This window comes from Neolewinella lacunae (assembly GCF_014349155.1).
Lineage (GTDB): Bacteria > Bacteroidota > Bacteroidia > Chitinophagales > Saprospiraceae > Neolewinella > Neolewinella lacunae.
This window is the reverse complement of sequence record NZ_JACSIT010000153.1, coordinates 36,074-54,826: the sequence shown is the minus strand read 5'-3', so window position 1 is coordinate 54,826 and position 18,753 is coordinate 36,074. Positions and strand designations below refer to the sequence as shown.

Genomic DNA, 18,753 nt, shown 5'->3' with positions numbered 1-18,753 from the left:
TTGCTCCTTCAACCTTTCCCTGCCCCTGCGGCCGCGCCCCCATCCCGAGGAGCCTCTGGCGGGAATTTGGCTAAACGAGGCCCTCTTTTTCGAAGGCCTTGCGGAGGTTATCGAGCACACCGTTGATGAATTCCCGGCTCTTATCGGTGGAGTAGCTCTTGGAGATGTCGACGTATTCGTTGATGGTGACTTCGGCGGCGATGGCGGGGAACTGGGTGAATTCGCCCATCGCCATTTTGATCAGTATCATGTCGACGATGGCCACGCGTTCGGCGTCCCAGTTCTGCAAAACGGTTTTGATGCGCGCCAGTAACTGGGCATCGGCTTCGACGACGAACTTGAGCAAAGGGCGGCCAAAATCATCGATGGCTTCGCCGTTTTCCTGGTACACGCGGTAGAAATCTTCCTCCAGCGGCATGGCCTTGAGCGTCTTTTTGACGGCTCCGACGACGAGGCTTTTGTCTTCTTTCCAAAGGGGGAAGTGGTCCTCGATCATGTTCAGGTAGAGTTCCTGGGCCTGCAGCCACTTGAAGAGGCGGAGGAGGATGCTGATGTTGTCGGCCAGCGCCGGTGCCTCAAGCGTGTGGTACCACTGCCAGTCGTCGGTCTTCAAAAAGTCGCGGTAGAGCTTCTGGATGTGGTCGGCATCGATCATGGCCCGCAATCCGTACTCCTCGTACACGCGCGAGAGGGTCGTATTGTCGGAGAGCGATTTCAGGGCCGCGTTATCGGCCAGAATGGCACGAAAGGCTTTGTCTTCTTCCGTAGGGCGGAGCTTGGCCTTGCGCGTGGCCAGGTCGTGCTTGGCGTATTCGGCTACCCGCTGGATGATGAGCAGGTTCTGGAGGTAAAACTTGAAGGTGTTGCGGGCCATCGACATCAACATGGAGTCAAAGGCCTTGGGGCTGGTCAGTTCCTGGCGTTGCGCAGCGTACAGAACCTGCATAATCTTGATTCGGACATTGCGACGACTCAGCATAAGGGGGCGTATTTTCAAAGATTCGCGCGGGTGGCATTTCCGCCGGGTGCAAAGCAACGAAAAAATATGGGCAGGTGCAAGTAGTTTAGTAGTTCATAGTTCATAGTTCATAGTTCATAGTTCATAGTTCATAGTTCATAGTTCATAGTTCATAGTTCATAGTGTTGATCGCTGGCGAACTCCCAACTATGAACTACTAAACTTAGGCTGTCTAATCTAATGGGTTTAACCCGTGCGCGCTTTAAGGGCCTGGACCGCCTAGGTTGAGACCCTCTGGGTCGATCCAGCTAATCACGGTGCCCCCCTAGGTTGAGACCCTCTGTGTCGATCCAGCTAAGTACATTGGCGTATTCTCCTACGACCCAGAGGGTCTCGACCTATTAAGCGCTTGAGCCTCCCCGGTTGGCCAAAGTGAGTACGGCTGCGGCCTGGCTAATTAGACAGCCTACTACTAAACTATCGACTACTGAACTACTGCACTAGCCCTGCCGCAATTTCCTCAAAACCGGGGAGCTGTTTGTGGTGCCATTTGTTGATGATCTTTCCATCGCGCATCAGCACTACGCCGGGATTGGAGCGGATGATGGTCTTGAGCATGATGTCGTCACCGCGCCAGAAGGGGTAATCTGCGCCAATGGCTTGCTTGAAGTTTTCGATGGTGGCGTCTTCGTCAAATTTGGTCATTGCCGCCACCTTGTGGCCCGCCGCGAGGGCTTTTTCGGCCAGGGGTTGGATGTCTGTCTTCCACTTGTCGAGGTAGTTTTCGTCCCAGGCACCGGCCTGGCCTTTGAACTTGTAGGCTACGATGAGGAAGGTGTAGGCGGGGTCTTCGAGTAATTCGGGGACGGGATCGTAGCCTTCGGCGTCGCTGAGCTCGAAGTCGCTGATTTTGGTGGGTTCGATGGCGGGCTCGGAGACGATTTGGTCGTAGTTCCAGTCGGCCTCGGGGTAGTTTTTGTACTGCTCAAGGAATTGGGCGGTGGTCAGTTCCACGCGCTCGCCGCTGCTTTTGTTGGTTAATACGTAGCCCAGGGTAGTTACGCTGGCGGCGGCGTTTTCTTCCGCTTCTTTCGTGGCGGCAACGTCTACGCCGATTTTGAAGGGCCGGAAGTCTTGTCCGGGCAAATCCCAGGCGTAGTTGCTCAGGCAGTACACCAGTGTGGCCACGGAGAGCAGGCCCACGGCCAGGCTCCGGGTGGTTCCGCTAAAGACCTGGTGCATTTTTTTGGTCTGAAAAAGGAAAACGAGCGCGGGAATGAGCAGGAAAACGTCTTTAAGGAAGCTCGTCTTCGGCTCCAGCTTCAGGAAATCCCCGAAGCAACCGCAGTCCGTTACCTTCATGTTCGTCTCTGCGTAAGCACCCCACTGGCCGAAGCTGAAGAAATTGACGCCCGAGGGGACGTAGCCCGTCAGGTAAGTAAACCCCGTCAGGACCGTAAAGAAGCCCACAATGGCAAAAAACAGCCAGGCCGTCAGCCGTGGCCAGGCACCCAGGATGAGCATCAGCCCCAGGGCTATTTCCAGCACGATCATGAACACCGAAAAGCCTACGCTGTATTCCGCCAGGGCAGGAAAGAGGGGGGCGAGGAATGAAAAGGCTGTATCAGCGAAGGTTCCCTGAAACTCCCCGAAGTACTGCTCCATTTTGTAGGCCGTGCCCAGGGGATCAACGGCTTTGACGTAGCCGGAGAAGAGGAACAGGGCACCGCAGAAATTCTGGAGGAAACTGACCAGCAGACTGCTTTTTTTCTTCAGCAGGACGAAGGAAACCCCCGTCAGGGCCAGTGCAGCGATGGTGATGTAGGTAAGCAGTGTGGTCAGCGTCATAATTCAATCCGGTTTTTTACAGCAGGACGAAGGTACTACACGCCCGGCAGGAATGGGTTCAGCCCGGGGTGTCAATTGCTTGTTAACGGAGCGGGCGAGGGGGCTACCGCGGGCCCACCGACTGGTTTTTCTGGGCGCTGAGAACGGCCTGGTCTTGGCGCAGAAAAGTCAGCAGTTCTTCGGTACCCATGATGTTGGGGTCGGCGGTGAGGAGGTAGTAGGGGCTGTTGGGGGCCAGCCGCTGTTTAAGCTCAACGTTCTGCTTGCCGTAGGCGATGACCCAGGCGGCGGCATCCACCCCTTCGCGGAGCTGGACAATGATCTCCTCCCGGGCCTGGTTGGCCTGGGGCAGCAACTGAAGGCCAGGGATGGAGTCCGATACCTGGCGGTAGCCGGGCAACTCCGCCAGCCGGCGCAGGGCGTCACCGATGGCCTCCAGTTCTGCCGGAGCGTTCTCCTTAAAGGAGGTCTGGTAGGCCCGCCCTGCGGCGTCGTAGTAAGTCACTTCGGTAGCGGGCGCGTCCGCAATCTGGCTGACGAAAGCGCGGGGGTAGTTTTCGAAGTCGGCCCGCTCCATACTGTCCAGCAGGCCCGTCACCCGCCGGCGGTCCACGTTTTTCTGCCAAAGGCCGGGGCGCTCGGTGAAGCGCTCGCCTTTGAAAAGGAGGAGACCATTATCGTATACATCGAGCCGGAACACCTCACAGCGGCCGTAGCAGGCCCCGCGGTAATAGCTGGCACGGAGCTGGTATTTGCTCACGTTGCTGGCCTGGGGGCCCAGCAGCAGGGCAGGGTCGCAGGCCGTGAAGAGGAGCAGGGTAAGCCCTAAGCCCAGCAGGCCGCAACGCGCCGTGAGGCGGAGCGGACGGAGGAAGTGGTAGGGTAGTGGACGCATAGTCGGTTTACTCGGGAACGGTAATGTAGAGGTCCGTGCGACGGTTGGCTTCCTGGCCGGCGGCCGTAGTGTTATCGCCAACGGGATCATAAAAACCTTTGCCGCCGGCCGTGATGGAGGCAGGGTCGAGCCCGAAGGTGATCAGTTGCTGGGCTACTTTGATGGCCTTATCCGTGCTGTCTTCGTAGGCGCGCATGGCGTTGGGGTTGGCCCCGTCGGCGTGGCCCACAACCGTGTATTCCGTCCCAGGGTAGTTGCGCAGGGTGGCGGCCAGTCGGCGCAGCAGTTGTTGTCCGTTGGGGCTGACGTTGAAGCCGTCGGTGGACAGAATGCTTTCGGAGAGTTGCAGGTGCAGGCGGTTGTTGCCCGCAAGGCTCAGGACGTAGCTGTTGGCGGGCAGGTAGGCGAGGAGCTGGCTGACGTCGTTTTGGATGGTATTGAGTTTGAGGGCGGCGTTTTGGGCTCCGCTCAGGGGAGGCCGGCCGCCGTTGCTGGCCACCGTGCCGTAGACCGTCGGGTCGCCGCCGCCGGCGGGTGCGTAGTCGCCTTCCACCCGCGCGATGGCCTCTTCCCTGGCCCGCAGGTCGAGTTCCAGCTTGCGCAGTTGCTCTTCGCGTGCAGCCACCTGGGTGGTGCGGGCGGCCAGGGACTGCTGGAGGCCCGTGACCTGCTCGCCGGAGGTGGAAAGCATCTGCTGGCTCTGGGTGAGCAGCTCTTCGTAGCGGGCTTGCAGCGCCTGGTAACTCTGGTTCAGGGCCACGTTGGTCGCCGTCAGGGCCTCCACCTGGCGGATGCGCTGGTCGAGCTCACCCCCGGTCAGTTCCACCTCGTCGTAGGTACTGATCGCCCGCTGATCGGCCAGGCTATCGGCCGTGGTGGCCTGGTTGCGGTAGTAATTTCTTTCCGTAACCAATGCTTCGTACTGGGTGCGCGGAACGCAGGAGCAAAGCAGGGTGGTTAAGAGCAGGGTGAGGGGCAATGTCTTCATGGGCAGCAGTTGGTTGTTGGTGGTAAAGGTATTGAACGCGGCGTTGGCGGATGAAATTCGCCACGGCAAATAAATTCGCCTTAGCCTCCAGGCTTGCTCCGCAGCGGGCGGACGGGCGGCAAAAACGGTGGCGCTCCAACGCAGTCTTGCCGGCCGGATGCCTAAAAGTAGGATAAATCACCGATGTTTGCACCGTTCTAAATCCTCCGCCCGTGCCCAACGCATCGATTGCCTTACCCCTCGGTTTCCATTTGCTTAAATTTCCGGTACTCTTCTTTTGCTTCGGGTTGGCCTGGAGCTGCCAGGGAGGCTCGGCCAGCGCCCAGACGGCGGAGACGGCAGTAGGCAAGGTTGACCCCACCGTCCCCCTGCGGCAGGAGGCCGACGACCGCGACCGCCCAGTAGATGCCCTCATCCTCCGCATGGGCAGTGCAGTGGCCGCCCCCGGTGCTAAAGTCTGCCTGCCCGTGGAAGCTACCGGCTTCAAAGAACTGATCGGCTTTCAATTCACCGTACGCTTCGACAGTGCTGCGCTGAAGTTTCAATCCGTCCGCGAACTCTCCCTGCCCGGCTACCGGGTGGAAAACTTCGGGGTCCGCTTCGCCGACAGGGGCTACTTATCGACCCTGTGGACCGACTTCAACCTTAGCGCAGCCACACTGCCCGACGGCACGAAGTTGTTTGAAGTGTGCTTCGAAAACCTGCAAAAGAAAGGTCAGGAAACGGAAGTAAAATTCCAGAACGGCCCCACCGCCTTCGAAGTCATCCGTAAGGACATGGAGCAACTGCGCTTCGTATACGCTAACGGGAAGGTCAAGACGGAGTAGTTTTTTAACCTTAGGTTGAGCCCTTGCCATAACCACCACTGATTGGTCTTCAACGGCTTTTAGGAGGTAGTTCGGTAGTTCTGTAGTACTTTAGTTTTGTAGTTCGGTAGTAGGGCAATGTCCACTACCAAACTACAAAATCAGTGCGCTCGCATCTGAGAATCATCAAATATCCGGGTTGTATCCACCCTACCTGAAGTTATTTCAGGCTACTTGGAGTTCGGGCTGATCTGGACCTCTTCCGTCCGGATTTTCACGGCGTGCTTGGTGGGGACAATAGGGTTACCGTGCCATCTGGCCCAGGTGGCCGTAAATTCCGCTCCGAGGAAAAGAATCTGGCTGTTGAAGTAGGTCCACACCAGCAACGTGATGAGGGCGGCGGCGGCGCCGTAGGTAGAGGAGAAGTCGCTGTTGCCGATGTAGTAGCCGATCAGGAAACGGCCGAGCCCGAAAAGCAAAGCGGTAAAGATGGCCCCCGCCCAGATGTCGCGCCAGCGGGCCCGGGCGTCGGGCAAAAAGCGGAAGAGCAAGGCGAAGATCAGGGCCGTAATGAGGGTGGTCAGCACCCAACTGGTGGCCGCCAGAATGAAGGGTTCGGTACCTGGGAGGAAATCGGCCACCTGGTCCATAAAGCCAATGATGAGGGCATTCACCACCAGGGTAATCATCAGGAGAAAGCCCATACCCACCACAAAACTGAAGCTGAGCAGCCGCGTCATGATGAAAGCCAGGATGCCATTGGTAGGTTTTGGTTTAATCTGCCAGATTTTGTTGAGGCTGATCTGGAGGTTATTGAAAACCCCCGTGGCGGCAAAAAGCAGCGTGCCTACGCCAATGACGGCCGCCCAGGTAGAGTCTCCCGAGAGGTAGGCATTTTTGACAATCTCTTGCAGGCTGTTTGCGGCCTCCGGGCCCAGGAGGCTCTCCAATTCCCGGTACAGGCGGCCATTCGCGGCTTCGTCGCCAATAAAGTAGCTGGCTACTGACGTGGCCACCACCAGCAAGGGGGCAAAGCTGAACACGGTGTAGTATGCCAGCGCGGCACCCAGGTTAAAGGCGTCGTCTTTCAGGTATTCGTTGAATAACTCTTTAGTAAAATCGAAGATCTTGCGGAAAATGTTGCGGGCGGCCAAAGTCGGGCTTTTACCGGTGAAACAAGCCATCGGGTGGGGTTTGTTCGGTCCTTTTCCTCACCAGGCAAGAAGCTTTTCCTCCGTCAACCACCCGCGCCCCTTCCACGTTTCGTCGACATGAAGATCTATACCAAGACGGGCGACCGGGGGGAAACGGGCCTCTATTCCGGCACCCGGGTCGCCAAATACCACCCGCGGGTAGAAACCTACGGCACCATCGACGAGCTTAACGCCTGCATCGGGCTGCTGCGTGACCACGTGACGGACCAGGCCGTCCGTGCCGAGTTGCTCACCCAACAGCAGCACCTCTTTGCCCTCGGCGCAGCACTGGCGGATGACCGGCCAGGCCAGGCCTACCAGTTGCCCCCGGACGCCAGCTCCGCCCTGGAAAACGCCATGGATGCCATGGACGCACATTTGCCCCGCATGACGCATTTCATCCTGCCGGGCGGCGCACCTGTCGTCAGTTATGCCCATCTTTGCCGGACGGTCTGCCGCCGCGCCGAACGCCGGACGGTGGAACTGGCCGAGGCGGTGGAACTGGACAGCAGCCTGGTCATCTACCTCAACCGACTGAGCGACTACTTCTTCGTCCTTTCGCGCCACCTGGCCCGCCTTGCGGGGGTGGAGGAAATCAAGTGGATCAGCTGATCCTTAACAACGTAAGCAAAAAGCGATCAAAATATATTTTTATGAATATTTCGGTGATTGGTGCGGGGCAAATGGGGGCGGGTATTGCCCAGGTCTTTGCCGCAGCGGGGCACCAGGTTAGTTTGGTAGACATCAGCCAGGAATCTTTGGCGCGGGGGGTGAAAAGCATTGACGGCAGCCTGGAGCGGATCGTCCGGAAGGGTAGCCTCACCGAGGCGGAGCGCACGAGCACCCTGGAGCGCATCACTACGCATACGGACCTGGGAGACGGGGTGAAATCCGCCGATCTGGTCATTGAGGCGGCCACGGAAAACAGCGAACTGAAGTTGAAAATCTTTGCTCAATTGTCTTCCCTGGCACCTGCGGCCGCGCCCTTAGCCACCAATACCTCCAGCATCAGCATCACCCGCATCGCGGCGGCCACCGACCGGCCGGCCAAGGTGATCGGTATGCACTTTATGAACCCCGTGCCCGTGATGCAACTCGTGGAAGTCATCCGGGGCTACGCCACCGACGACGCCACCTGCAAAATGGTGATGGACCTGAGCCGGTCGCTGGGGAAAACCCCGGTGGAAGTCAACGATTACCCCGGTTTCGTGGCCAACCGCATCCTGATGCCGATGCTCAACGAAGCGATGTACGCCCTCTGGGAAGGAGTAGGCGGCGTAGCGGAAATCGATACGGTAATGAAGCTGGGAATGGCCCACCCGATGGGGCCGCTGCAGCTGGCCGATTACATTGGCCTGGATACCTGCCTGGCCATCCTCAATGTGATGAAGGAAGGCTTTGGCCGCGCGCACTACCAGGCTTGCCCCCTGCTGGTCAACATGGTAACGGCCGGCAAACTGGGTCGTAAATCCGGCGAAGGCTTCTACAACTACTCCGGCGGCGGCAAAGACCTGGTGGTCAGTGCCGCCTTTCAATAACCACTCCGCCAACGATGCAGCCCGAAAACGAAGTCCATTGCCTTAACTGCGGTACCACCTTCCGGGGCGAATTCTGCCCCGCCTGCGGGCAGCGCGCCAACACCCGGCGCTTCACGGCGGGCTACCTCTTTTCGCGCGACTTCCTGGAGGAGACCTTCAACTTCGACCGGGGTTTTCTGCGGACGGTCAAAGAACTCCTCACCCGGCCGGGCTACCTGGTGGCGGATTACCTGGCGGGCAAGCGCAAGCGCTACTTTAACTTCCTGGGACTCCTGTTGATCTTGCTGGCCATTGAGGCGCTCTTATCGTCTTTGGGCTACAACTCCGTTGCGGCAGTGATGCAGGAAAGCCTGGGCGCCAGCCTGCAAAATTCCAAAAATTTTGTCCCCCTGACGGTGGAGGACGTAGAGGAAGTCCTCCGCAACCAAAAACTGATTTTCCTGATCGTCGTACCGCTTACTGCTTTGCTTCACCGGCTGATCCTGAAACGGCTGGGCTACAACTTTTTGGAGCACTGTGTGATCGTCACTTTCGTCTTGTCCTTGAACACGCTGACGGGCCTGGCAAACGGGATCATTGGGTTATTCCCCATGGATTATGGTCTGTACAAAAATGCCGTTCAAATCTTGTCGCTGCTGGTACTGGCCTACGATCTCTGGTTGTTTTGGCAGTTGAGCAGTTCCAGTACCTATACCCGGGCGGGCCGCGTTTGGCGCGCAGCGATGTCCTGGCTGGTATTTACTTTGGTGCTGGCCATGAGCCTGCAATTTTCGATTGGCGTGTTATCGGGCTACAACAACTACGAAAGCCCTGCGGAAAAGCCGGCCGGGGAGGTGGCCCGACCGGACAGCACCGGGACGCTGGCGGCCCCCATGAATTAATCTTGTCTTTACTTCATTTTGGCGCGAAAGCCCAAGACGGGCCGTATTTTTGCCTCCCCAATCCGATTCATTAATCCCCGCGGGACCAAATTCAACCTACTCCAATGCGTTTTATCTTCTCCACGTTAGCTTTGTTGCTGACACTAACACTATCCGCCCAACAGGTAATTATTACTGGTATTGTGGACGGCACCCAGACCAATCAGACCCCCAGGGCCATTGAACTCTACGTCGATGGAACCGTGGATTTGAGCGGCTTCCGGATCGAGCGGGCGGCGAATGCCAACAGCTTCCCCGACGCGACCCTGAACCTTTCCGGGACGTACACGGATGCGTTCGTTTACCTCATCAATAATGATGCAGGTTTCACGGCCACTTTCGGCAGCAGTGGGGATTTTGGCAACCGCATTCTTGACAACAGCTTCGTCAGTGGCAACGGCAACGACCGCTTTCGCCTGGTGCAAATCAGCAACAGTGCCGTCATTGACCAAACCGGAGGAAACTCCGACGTAAACATCTACCTCGACAGCTACATCTACCGCAACGACAACACGGGTCCCGACGGTGGCTGGGTGGCTGCCAACTGGCAAAACGTAGGGATGAACGATGTACTTGACGGCCTCAGCTACCCCCAAATTGCCGCCGCTGTTCCCTTCGGCACCTACTCCCGCACCCCTGCAGGCCCCTCGGTGAACGCCATTGCGGCGGGCAACCTGGCCGAGCCCACTACCGACGGTGGGTTCAGCATCAGCCTCAGCCAAACGGCCAGCGTTCCCGTCACCGTAACCTATACCTTGGGCGGCACGGCAACGGCGGGCGCGGACTATAACGACCTGGCGGGTGGTACCGTCTCCATTCCCGCTGGCTTCCTCTCCGCGCCCATCAACCTGGAAGTGATCGATGACCTGGTCTCCGAGCAAGTCGAGACCATCATCCTCAGTTTCGTTGCCATCAGCGACCCCACCTTTTCCCTTGGCAACGGGGCAACCGTCAGCATTACCGACAATGAGGCACCGCCAGCCACGCTCATCAGCGCCGTGCAGGGCAGTGGTGCCAGCAGTCCGTTGATTGGCCAGACGGTCACCATCCAGGGCGTGGTAGTCGGTGATTTTCAGGGCGGTAGCGGCGTTGGCCTCGGCGGTTTCTTCGTGCAGGAAGAAGACGTGGATGCCGACGGCAACCCCCTGACCTCCGAAGGCGTCTGGGTTTTTGACAGCAGCCTGCCGGGATCCACGGCCGTAGCCGTCGGCGACGTAGTAACCGTAACCGGCGTAGTGGGCGAAGCTTCCAACCTGACCCAGATCAACGTTACCGGCGCCGGCGCTTCCGTCATCGTCAATGGTACGACTTCCACTTTACCCTCCGCCGCCAGCCTCGACCTGCCCGTAGCCAACACCAATGACTACGAAGCCTTCGAAGGCATGCGCACCCTGGTGCTCGACGACGTTTCCATTACGGAAACCTTCGGCATTGCCCGCTTTGGTGAGTTTGTCGTTTCTGAAGGTGAGCGCCTCATCCAGTTCACCGAGTGCAACGACCCGGACCCCGCAGGACTCGCCGCCTACAACGCCACCCAAAGCCTGCGTCGCCTCATCGTTGATGACGGCCGCAGTGGCGACAACAACTACCCCATCATCCTCGGCGACGGCAGCGAAGTCTCCGCCACCAATTCCCTGCGTTCGGGTACGGTCCTGACCGGCCTGACGGGCGTGATCGACCAACGCTTCGGCAGCTACCGGATGCAGGCCACGGACTTCATCCGCTCCGCCGAAAACGAGCGGCCGGCCGCCGCACCCCCAGTGGGCGGCGAACTCAAAGTGGTGGGCATGAACGTCCTCAACTACTTCACGACCCTCGGCAGCCGGGGGGCAGACAACGCCGCCGAACTGCAGCGCCAGCAGGACAAAATCGTCCTTGCCATCTGTGAACTCGACGCCGACATCATCGGTCTGATCGAAATCGAAAACAACGGCTACGGTCCGGGCAGCGCCCTGCGAACCCTGATCAACGCCGTCTCCGCCGAATGCGGCAAAACCTACACCTGGGTTGTTGCCCCCAATTCGGGCTCAGACCAGATCCAGGTGGCCCTCATCTATAAGAGTGCCGTGGTGGCGCAGTCCGGCACGGCGGCATCCCTTGCCGTTCCTGCTCCCGTATTCGGCCAGGGCGGCAACCGCGTTCCGCTGGCCCAGACCTTCGAGGTCATCCAGGCGGGCCACCCCAACTTCGGCCAGGAAATCACCGTTTGCGTCAACCACTGGAAGAGCAAAGGCAGCTCCTGTGGTTCGGGCGACGACGACAACGGCGGTGCGGGCAACTGCAACGGTACCCGCGTGGCCGCCGCCGAAGCCATCCGGGATTGGCTGGCCAGCGACCCTACCGGCACGGGTGAAACCGACCAACTGATCATCGGCGACCTGAACGCCTACAGCCAGGAGCCCCCCATCCAGACGATGCTCAACGCAGGCTTCGTCAATACGGTACGTGACCAGGCGGGAGCGGGCAGCTTCCCTTGCGGCAGCGTCCCGAGCTACGTCTTCATGGGCGAATGGGGCAGCCTGGACCACGCCCTGGCCAGCGCCAGCCTGGCCAGCAAAGTGACCGGTGCCACACCCTGGGACGTGAACTCCAGCGAGCCCACGGCCCTGGATTACGACACGGAATTCAACAACCCCGCGCTGTACAACCGCGACTTTTACCGCTTCAGCGACCACGACCCCATCGTCGTTGGTCTGGACCTCGGCAGTTCCTTGCCCGTAGAGCTGGCCGCTTTTGAAGGTCGGGTAGCAGGTAAAGAAGTGGTCCTGGAATGGCGCAGCCTCAGCGAGCGGGGCACCGACCGTTTTGAGATCGAGCGCCGCGGCAGTGCGGGCGATTTTGTGGCCATCGGCAGCGTGCGCGCGGCGGGTGATTCGGGCGCGATGCTTGAGTACACCTTCACTGACGTCACGCCCCTGGCGGGCCCCAACAGCTACCGCCTGCGCATGGTCGATACCGACGGCAGTTTTGCCTACTCCAACATCATCAACCTCCAACTGGCAGGGGGCGAGGGCCTGCGCCTGGATCGTATGCCGGGCGGTGCCTTCCAGCTTAGTGGTGCACCCGTGGGTTCCCGCTTCCTGCTTTCCGATGCGGCGGGAGCAGTGTTGGGCAGCGACTTCGTTACGGCGGAGGCCACGCGCATTGGGGTGGACACTTTGCCGGCGGGCGTCTATTTCCTGGCGGTGCGTTTGCCCAATGGCCGCTTTGAAACACTCAAGTTCGTGCGCTAAAATTTTAATCTTCCTTCTTGCGCGGCCGCAGGTGCCGGGCAATGCTGGAGCAGCGGGGGAGGTCTGGGCCGAAGGTGCCCCGACCTCCCTTGTATTGTTGCGACTTTAGCCCGACCCCCAACCTATCGGGCTTCAGCCCGACCCCCTGTGGAGGCCCGCCCCTCCTCTGCTCTTTGAAGCCTTTACCCTGCACCTGCGGCCGCGCCATCCGCTAAGCGCCGCCGGGGTAGGAGACCAAAAGTATCGCGGGAAAAGCTACCTTGTGGCTGCTTTAGGGCATACTTTTGCCAAAATTTTGTTTATGCGGATCATCGGCCGGATTCCACACCCCCTGATGCAGATTTCCGTCTTTGCGACTGACGGGCGCTTTCCCGTGCAGTTCGAGTTGGGCGGACAGGCGCAGATTTACCGGTTTCGGCAAAGTGAGCAGCTTCGGGGGCTGGACGACCTCCGCAGCCTGCTGGATGATGATTTCCTGCGGGAGGTTTTGGTCCAGTTTACGGCCATGCAGCGGATGCAGGCCCGCCTTTTGCCCGGCGCGGAAGCGGATGCTGCCGCCGATTTTCCTGAGATCATCTGAGCTACCTTAACCAAAGCACATGCAAATTACTGCCGCCCAACTAGCGGAAATGATCAACGCCCGCATTGAGGGGGACCCCGACGTGATCATCACCGCACCAGCAAAAATTGAGGAGGCTGGCCCCGGAACGATCACCTTCCTGGCCAACCTGAGTTACGAGCATTTTCTCTACTCCACTCAGGCTTCGGTGGTGCTGGTGAGCCAGGAATTTAAACCCCGTACGAAGGTGCAGCCCACCTTGTTGCGGGTAGACGACGTCTACGGCACGGTAGGCCAGCTCCTGGCCATCTACCAGAAAAATGAGGCCGACCAAACCCGCCGGGCGGTGTCTTCCTACGCCGTAGTGGAACCCACCGCCCGGCTGGGCAACAACGTAAGGATCGGCAAATTTGCCGTGGTGGAAGACGGGGCCAGCGTGGGAGACAACACCGTCATCCTCGATCAGGTCTACATCGGCCCGAATGCGCGGGTTGGGGCCAACTGCACGATTTATCCCGGCGTCCGGATCCTGCGCGACTGCGTGGTGGGCAATCACTGCATCCTGCACCCCAACGTGGTGATTGGCGGCGACGGCTTCGGCTTCGCCCCCGACGCTGAAACGGGGGTTTACCAGAAAGTCCCCCAGGTAGGCAACGTCATTCTCAAAGACCACGTCGAGGTGGGCTCCTGTACGACCATCGACCGGGCTACGCTGGGCTCCACCATCATCCAGGCCGGGGTGAAACTGGATAACCTTATTCAGATTGCCCACAACGTCGAGATCGGAGAAAATACGGTCATTGCCGCCCTGACGGGGGTTGCGGGCTCCGCCAAGATCGGGGCCAACTGCCGCATTGGGGGGCAGGTAGGCATTGCTGGCCACTGCACCATTGCCGAGGGGACGCAGGTCCAGGCCCAGTCGGGCGTCATCGCCAGCGTCAAAGGACCCGATGCTAAACTGGGCGGGTCTCCCCACATGCACTATCCCGATTACCTGCGCAGCTACGCCGTGTTTAAGCGCCTGCCGGGGCTGCTGGAAGACATCCGTAAGCGCCTCAAAGCCCTGGAAGGGTAGGGGCGTTGCGGCCAGAACCGGAACCTTTGCGGTAAGGGATGGCTTACTGCGGGCCCCCTAATTCCGAAAGCCCTATCTTTGCGGCCCGAAATGAGGGGCCCCATTTTTTGTTGTTATTTCTCTAGCCACTGATATGAACCAACGTACTCTTGCCAATTCCTTTACCCTGCGGGGCGTCGGGCTCCATACCGGCGCGGAAGTAGAACTTGTCTTTAAGCCCGCACCCGCCGGGCACGGCATCAAGTTTCAGCGTGTCGATTTGGCGGAGCACCCTTTGATTGCCGCCGATGTAAACCGGGTCATCAGTACGGATCGCTCCACTACGATTGGCACGAGCGAGGCCAGCGTTTCGACCGTCGAGCACCTGCTTTCGGCCGTCTCGGGCGTTCAACTGGACAACCTGTTGGTGGAAATCAACGGCCCGGAAATTCCCATCCTCGACGGCAGCGCCAGCCCCTTTGTGGAGCCACTCCTGGCCGCCGGATTTGTGGAGCAGGACTTGTCGCGCGACTTTTTCATCGTCGAAGAACCCATCACCTACCGCGACGAGGCTTCCGGCTCCGAAATCGTGGCCCTGCCCTACGATGGCTTCGAAGTGGTTTCGATGATTGACTTTGATAGCCCCGTACTGGGCCAGCAATACGCTACCCTCAAGCGCTACGAAGACTACGTAGAGGACATTGCCCCGTGCCGGACTTTCGTCTTCCTCCACGAGCTCGAAGCGCTTTTTGAGCACGACCTGATCAAGGGGGGAGACCTGACCAACGCCATCGTCATCGCCGACCGCCACGTTCCCCAGGAGCGGCTCGATAAGCTGGCCCGCCGGATGGGTAAGGAAACGGTGGAAGTCACCAAAAAAGGCATCCTCAATACCCTCGATCTCAAATTCCACAACGAGCCGGCCCGCCATAAGCTGCTGGACGTGATGGGAGATATCGCCCTGCTCGGCGTCCCGATCCGCGGCCGCATCCTGGCCACCAAACCGGGCCACGGGGCCAACGTAGCCTTTACCAAGCTGCTCAAACGGGCCTACCTGGAACAGAAACGCACCAAAGGCCGCCCCCACTACAACCCCAACGACGAGCCCGTATATAACCTGGTGCAGATCCAGTCCATCATGCCCCACCGCTACCCCTTTCTGTTGATCGATAAGATCATCGAAAAGGGTGAAAACCACATCGTGGGCGTGAAGAACATGACGGGCAACGAAGAATTTTTCCAGGGGCACTTCCCCGGCAACCCCGTCATGCCCGGCGTACTCCAGATTGAGGCCATGGCCCAGACGGGTGGCCTGCTGGTACTGACCCAACAAGATGATCCCTACGGCTGGGATACTTACTTCCTCAAAGTGGAAAACGCCAAGTTCAAGAGCTTCGTGGTTCCCGGAGACACTGTTATTTTTAAAATGGAACTGATTGCACCGGTGCGCCGGGGCATTTGCCAGATGGTGGGGACAGCCTACGTCGGTAACCGCATCGTTTCAGAAGCAGAACTGGTAGCCCAGATCGTAAAGCGCCCTTAAGCATGTCGATACATTCCCTCAGCGTTGTACACCCCAACGCCAAAATTCATTCCGGGGTGGAGATCGGCCCCTTCAGTTACATCGAGGACGACGTAGAAATCGGCGAAGGATCCAGCATCGGGCCTAACGTGACCATTTACGCCGGCAGCCGCCTGGGCAAAAACGTCAAGGTCTACCCCGGTGCCGTCATAGGCGGGGAACCCCAGGACCTGAAGTTCGCCGGCGAATACACGACCGCCGAAATCGGGGACCACACCACCGTACGGGAATACGTCACCGTCAACAGGGGCACCGCTGCGGCGGGCAAAACCGTAGTGGGCAAAAACTGCCTGCTGATGGCCTACGCCCACATTGCCCACGACTGCATCCTGGGCAACAACATCGTCATTGCCAACAACGTCAACCTCGCCGGGCACGTCATCCTCGACGATTACGTCATCATCGAAGGACAAGTGGGGGTGCAGCAGTTTGTCCGCATCGGCCAGCACAGCTTCATCGCTGGCGGCAGCCTCGTGCGCAAAAGCGTCCCTCCCTACATCCGGGCCGCCCGCGAACCCCTGAGCTACATCGGCGTGAACCGCATCGGCCTGCAACGTCGGGGCTTCTCCATCGAGCAGATCAACCGCATTCATGAAATCTACCGCATCCTCTTCGTCCGCGGCCTCAACATCACCAATGCCCTGACCGAAATCGAAGCCTCGGTGCCGGTGTGCGACGAGCGGGATGACGTTATCCAGTTCATCGAACAAACGGAGCGGACGGGCATCGTCCGTAGTTTCCGTGGGCTGGAAGAATAACTAGGCGTGAACATCTCCCTCCGTGGCCTGGGTAAACGCTTTAACCGCACCTGGATTTTACAGGACCTGGACGGGGACTTCAACGCCCCTGACCTCATCGGCATCGCCGGCCAAAACGGCTCGGGCAAATCGACCCTCCTGCGGATCATCGGCGGTCAGTTGACGCCGAGCCGGGGAGAGGTCCGCCGCGAATACCGGGGCCAGGAAATAAAGGTCGAAGACTGTTACCGCTACCTGAGCTGGACCGGCCCCTACCTGGAACTGGTCGAGGAACTGACCGTTCAGGAACTGCTCCACTTTCACTTTGCCCTCAAACCCGCCCTGCCCGGCCTGGACCCCGCCAAAATGCTCGAACGCCTGGAACTGGGCTTCGCGAAAAACCGCAAACTCAGCGACTGTTCCTCCGGCATGCGGCAGCGGGTACTGCTGGCAACGGCCTTGTACGCCAGTACGCCCCTGGTACTGCTCGACGAGCCAACCGTCACGCTGGATGAAAAGGCCAAAGCCTGGTTTTACGCCGAACTGGACGCCTGCCGCGCGGGCCGACTCGTCCTCCTGGCCAGCAACGATCCGGAGGATTTGCGACATTGCGGACGAATTGTCGCGTTAAATTCAACGAATTAGGGATATTTGTCCCCGGATATGCTCTTTAAATACGCCGAAAAGAATACGCCCTTTGTTCTGAGTCCGGAAAGTCTGGACTGGTACCTTGGTAAGGGTTGGTACCGCATGGGGGCCAATATTTTTACCACCCATTTCCTCTATTTTCAGGACCGGCCTTTTTCGGCCATCTGGATTCGCATCGACCTTCAGGGCTTCGCCTTCTCCAAGCGGCAAAGGAAACTGATGCGCCGCAACGCCGAAATTTTCACCCTGGGCTGCGGCAAACGGGTGATCGATCAGGAAAGGAACACCCTCTACCGCACTTACGCCGCCAACTTTGATGGCCGGCTTTCGCCATCCATTTCCGACAGCCTGGAGGACTACGACGGGGAGTCGATCTTTAATACCTACGAAACCACGGTGCGGGAGAAAAGCAGCGGCAAACTGGTGGCCGCCAGTTACTTCGACGTGGGCGAGAGCGCGGCGGCTTCCATCCTCGGTTTTTACGACCCGACCCTGGCCACTTTCAGCCTTGGCTACTACACGATGCTGCTGGAAATCGAGCATTGCCTGGCCCAGGGTTTTCGCTATTACTACCCGGGCTACGTCGTGCCGGGTTATCCCCGCTTTGACTACAAACTGCGGCTGGGGGAAAGCCAGTTCTTCGATGTACACTCCGAAACCTGGCGGGCTTACGACCATGCCTACATCGCCCAGTACGGCCCGGCGGAAATTCAGGTCAGCAAACTGCAACAACTCACCGAGGCCACACGCGCGGTTTACCCCGCCGCCAACCTTTCGATCTACCCCTTCTTTGAGGCGGGCCTGTACGACCTCTGGAACGACGATTACGTGCCCTATCCCTATTTCTTTTCCCTGGGAGAAGACTCGGCGGGCAACCTCATCATCATCGCCTTCGACCCCAAAGACCGGCAATACCTGGTTTTGCAGTGCGACCTGATGGAGCAAACCCAGTTGCTCTTCAATACCCGCGCACTGAAGCAACGGGACGGGCAAAAGTACTTTACTGACCTGCTCGTAGTGCGCACGGAGCTGTTCCGGACCGATAATTTCACCATCATCTCCCGCACCGCTGCGGCCATTTTAGCCCAAACTTCCTAATCGCTCGAAAATTATCCTGCCATGCGTAGTCTCATCGCCGCTTTGTCGTTTCTCCTGTTCTTTACTGCCTGTGGGGGCAATTCCGGGTCGGGAGACGCAACGGCTTCCGCTCAGACGGATGTCTTTGCGGATGCGGCGGCGGCACTTGCGGCGGACGAAGGTGCCGGGCGGGTAGCCAGGTTGCTGGCGGACAATTTTTCGCGCCTCAGCGACCCCGCCACGGGTGCACTAAACATGGCCGCCAGCGAACAGTACGTTGGGCTGGCCGAAGCCCTCGCCGGTAAATACCCCGGAGACACCCTCGCAGCATTGCCGCTCTACCGGGCCGCCGAGGTAGTGCGGGCCATGGGCAACTCGGAGCGCACCGCGCAGATCTACGCCCGCGTCCACCAGGAATACCCGAACTTCAGCAAAGCTCCCGAAGCCCTCTTCATGCTGGCGTTCACCTACGACGAAGAACTGCGCGACCTCGACCGCGCCAAAGCCACTTACCAGCTTTTTCTGGAGCGTTACCCTAACAATGATTTTGCCGACGACGCTACGATGCTGATCGAAAACCTCGGCAAAAGCGACGAGGAGGTACTGCGCGAGTTGGAAGCCAAGAGCAAAGAGATCCAGTAGACGAGGCAGCTGGGCGCGGCCGCAGGATGCCGGGAGAAGTGAAGGAGCGGGGGAGGACTTACCCTAACGTTAGGT

The 18,753-nt window shown here is 59.1% G+C and carries 17 protein-coding genes; 12 read left to right on the top strand and 5 right to left on the bottom strand.

The genetic code is table 11. The features are described 5' to 3' along the window. Positions 1–70: 70 nt before the first annotated feature. The 4 genes from H9S92_RS20255 to H9S92_RS20240 all read right to left on the bottom strand — a co-directional run bounded on the left by H9S92_RS20255 (position 71) and on the right by H9S92_RS20240 (position 4,689). Positions 71–979, bottom strand: a complete 909-nt coding sequence (locus tag H9S92_RS20255) for a transcription antitermination protein NusB (RefSeq protein ID WP_187468527.1) — start codon at positions 977–979, stop codon at positions 71–73. Positions 980–1,450: 471 nt separating this feature from the next. Then, entirely contained in the window at positions 1,451–2,806 is a 1,356-nt protein-coding gene (locus H9S92_RS20250) for a DoxX family protein (protein ID WP_187468526.1), read from the bottom strand. Positions 2,807–2,909: 103 nt separating this feature from the next. Continuing rightward, positions 2,910–3,701, bottom strand: coding sequence for a DUF6438 domain-containing protein (locus tag H9S92_RS20245; protein WP_187468525.1), 792 nt, complete (start codon positions 3,699–3,701; stop codon positions 2,910–2,912). A gap of 7 nt (positions 3,702–3,708) precedes the next feature. Then, on the bottom strand, positions 3,709–4,689 hold the full coding sequence (locus tag H9S92_RS20240; RefSeq protein WP_187468524.1) for an OmpA family protein: 981 nt from the start codon (positions 4,687–4,689) through the stop codon (positions 3,709–3,711). A gap of 212 nt (positions 4,690–4,901) precedes the next feature. Between H9S92_RS20240 and H9S92_RS20235 the strand changes: the two genes are divergently transcribed. Then, the gene (locus H9S92_RS20235; RefSeq protein WP_187468523.1) at positions 4,902–5,516 is read left to right on the top strand and encodes a cohesin domain-containing protein; all 615 of its coding nucleotides are present in this window, start codon (positions 4,902–4,904) and stop codon (positions 5,514–5,516) included. 209 nt (positions 5,517–5,725) lie between these two features. On the opposite strand, the gene H9S92_RS20230 is transcribed toward H9S92_RS20235, so the two are convergent. Further along, positions 5,726–6,679 carry a YihY/virulence factor BrkB family protein gene (locus H9S92_RS20230; RefSeq protein ID WP_187468522.1) on the bottom strand — a complete coding sequence of 318 codons (954 nt, stop codon included), beginning with the start codon at positions 6,677–6,679 and terminating at the stop codon, positions 5,726–5,728. An 87-nt stretch (positions 6,680–6,766) separates the two neighbouring features. Here H9S92_RS20230 and H9S92_RS20225 point away from each other — a divergent pair, with 87 nt between their 5' ends. From H9S92_RS20225 to H9S92_RS20175, 11 genes are all read left to right on the top strand, one after another. Continuing rightward, complete coding sequence (locus tag H9S92_RS20225; RefSeq protein WP_187468521.1) at positions 6,767–7,300, top strand: cob(I)yrinic acid a,c-diamide adenosyltransferase; 534 nt, start codon at positions 6,767–6,769, stop codon at positions 7,298–7,300. A 41-nt stretch (positions 7,301–7,341) separates the two neighbouring features. Then, a complete protein-coding gene (locus H9S92_RS20220; protein WP_187468520.1) occupies positions 7,342–8,226 on the top strand; it encodes a 3-hydroxybutyryl-CoA dehydrogenase in 885 nt (294 codons plus the stop codon). Positions 8,227–8,240: 14 nt separating this feature from the next. Then, positions 8,241–9,107 (top strand): DUF3667 domain-containing protein, encoded by an 867-nt coding sequence (locus tag H9S92_RS20215; protein WP_187468519.1) that lies wholly within the window; start codon positions 8,241–8,243, stop codon positions 9,105–9,107. Between the two features lie 104 nt (positions 9,108–9,211). Beyond that, positions 9,212–12,379 carry an ExeM/NucH family extracellular endonuclease gene (locus H9S92_RS20210; RefSeq protein ID WP_187468518.1) on the top strand — a complete coding sequence of 1,056 codons (3,168 nt, stop codon included), beginning with the start codon at positions 9,212–9,214 and terminating at the stop codon, positions 12,377–12,379. 301 nt (positions 12,380–12,680) lie between these two features. Beyond that, positions 12,681–12,959, top strand: a complete 279-nt coding sequence (locus tag H9S92_RS20205) for a hypothetical protein (protein WP_187468517.1) — start codon at positions 12,681–12,683, stop codon at positions 12,957–12,959. A 19-nt stretch (positions 12,960–12,978) separates the two neighbouring features. Then, positions 12,979–14,013 (top strand): UDP-3-O-(3-hydroxymyristoyl)glucosamine N-acyltransferase, encoded by a 1,035-nt coding sequence (gene lpxD / locus H9S92_RS20200; protein ID WP_187468516.1) that lies wholly within the window; start codon positions 12,979–12,981, stop codon positions 14,011–14,013. A 133-nt stretch (positions 14,014–14,146) separates the two neighbouring features. Then, on the top strand, positions 14,147–15,535 hold the full coding sequence (locus tag H9S92_RS20195; RefSeq protein ID WP_187468515.1) for a bifunctional UDP-3-O-[3-hydroxymyristoyl] N-acetylglucosamine deacetylase/3-hydroxyacyl-ACP dehydratase: 1,389 nt from the start codon (positions 14,147–14,149) through the stop codon (positions 15,533–15,535). 2 nt (positions 15,536–15,537) lie between these two features. Continuing rightward, the gene (gene lpxA / locus H9S92_RS20190; RefSeq protein ID WP_187468514.1) at positions 15,538–16,332 is read left to right on the top strand and encodes an acyl-ACP--UDP-N-acetylglucosamine O-acyltransferase; all 795 of its coding nucleotides are present in this window, start codon (positions 15,538–15,540) and stop codon (positions 16,330–16,332) included. Positions 16,333–16,338: 6 nt separating this feature from the next. Beyond that, entirely contained in the window at positions 16,339–16,956 is a 618-nt protein-coding gene (locus tag H9S92_RS20185; RefSeq protein ID WP_187468513.1) for an ABC transporter ATP-binding protein, read from the top strand. Positions 16,957–16,974: 18 nt separating this feature from the next. After that, positions 16,975–18,057 (top strand): arginine-tRNA-protein transferase, encoded by a 1,083-nt coding sequence (locus H9S92_RS20180; RefSeq protein WP_187468512.1) that lies wholly within the window; start codon positions 16,975–16,977, stop codon positions 18,055–18,057. A 21-nt stretch (positions 18,058–18,078) separates the two neighbouring features. Next, a complete protein-coding gene (locus tag H9S92_RS20175; RefSeq protein ID WP_187468511.1) occupies positions 18,079–18,678 on the top strand; it encodes a tetratricopeptide repeat protein in 600 nt (199 codons plus the stop codon). The last annotated feature ends 75 nt before the right edge of the window (positions 18,679–18,753 follow it).

Coding starts and splice junctions, on each gene's coding strand:
- H9S92_RS20255 (WP_187468527.1), bottom strand. CDS start 979: ATGCTGAGTCGTCGCAATGTCCGAATCAAGATTATGCAGGTTCTGTAC.
- H9S92_RS20250 (WP_187468526.1), bottom strand. CDS start 2,806: ATGACGCTGACCACACTGCTTACCTACATCACCATCGCTGCACTGGCC.
- H9S92_RS20245 (WP_187468525.1), bottom strand. CDS start 3,701: ATGCGTCCACTACCCTACCACTTCCTCCGTCCGCTCCGCCTCACGGCG.
- H9S92_RS20240 (WP_187468524.1), bottom strand. CDS start 4,689: ATGAAGACATTGCCCCTCACCCTGCTCTTAACCACCCTGCTTTGCTCC.
- H9S92_RS20230 (WP_187468522.1), bottom strand. CDS start 6,679: ATGGCTTGTTTCACCGGTAAAAGCCCGACTTTGGCCGCCCGCAACATT.
- H9S92_RS20225 (WP_187468521.1), top strand. CDS start 6,767: ATGAAGATCTATACCAAGACGGGCGACCGGGGGGAAACGGGCCTCTAT.
- H9S92_RS20220 (WP_187468520.1), top strand. CDS start 7,342: ATGAATATTTCGGTGATTGGTGCGGGGCAAATGGGGGCGGGTATTGCC.
- H9S92_RS20215 (WP_187468519.1), top strand. CDS start 8,241: ATGCAGCCCGAAAACGAAGTCCATTGCCTTAACTGCGGTACCACCTTC.
- H9S92_RS20210 (WP_187468518.1), top strand. CDS start 9,212: ATGCGTTTTATCTTCTCCACGTTAGCTTTGTTGCTGACACTAACACTA.
- H9S92_RS20205 (WP_187468517.1), top strand. CDS start 12,681: ATGCGGATCATCGGCCGGATTCCACACCCCCTGATGCAGATTTCCGTC.
- lpxD (WP_187468516.1), top strand. CDS start 12,979: ATGCAAATTACTGCCGCCCAACTAGCGGAAATGATCAACGCCCGCATT.
- H9S92_RS20195 (WP_187468515.1), top strand. CDS start 14,147: ATGAACCAACGTACTCTTGCCAATTCCTTTACCCTGCGGGGCGTCGGG.
- lpxA (WP_187468514.1), top strand. CDS start 15,538: ATGTCGATACATTCCCTCAGCGTTGTACACCCCAACGCCAAAATTCAT.
- H9S92_RS20180 (WP_187468512.1), top strand. CDS start 16,975: ATGCTCTTTAAATACGCCGAAAAGAATACGCCCTTTGTTCTGAGTCCG.
- H9S92_RS20175 (WP_187468511.1), top strand. CDS start 18,079: ATGCGTAGTCTCATCGCCGCTTTGTCGTTTCTCCTGTTCTTTACTGCC.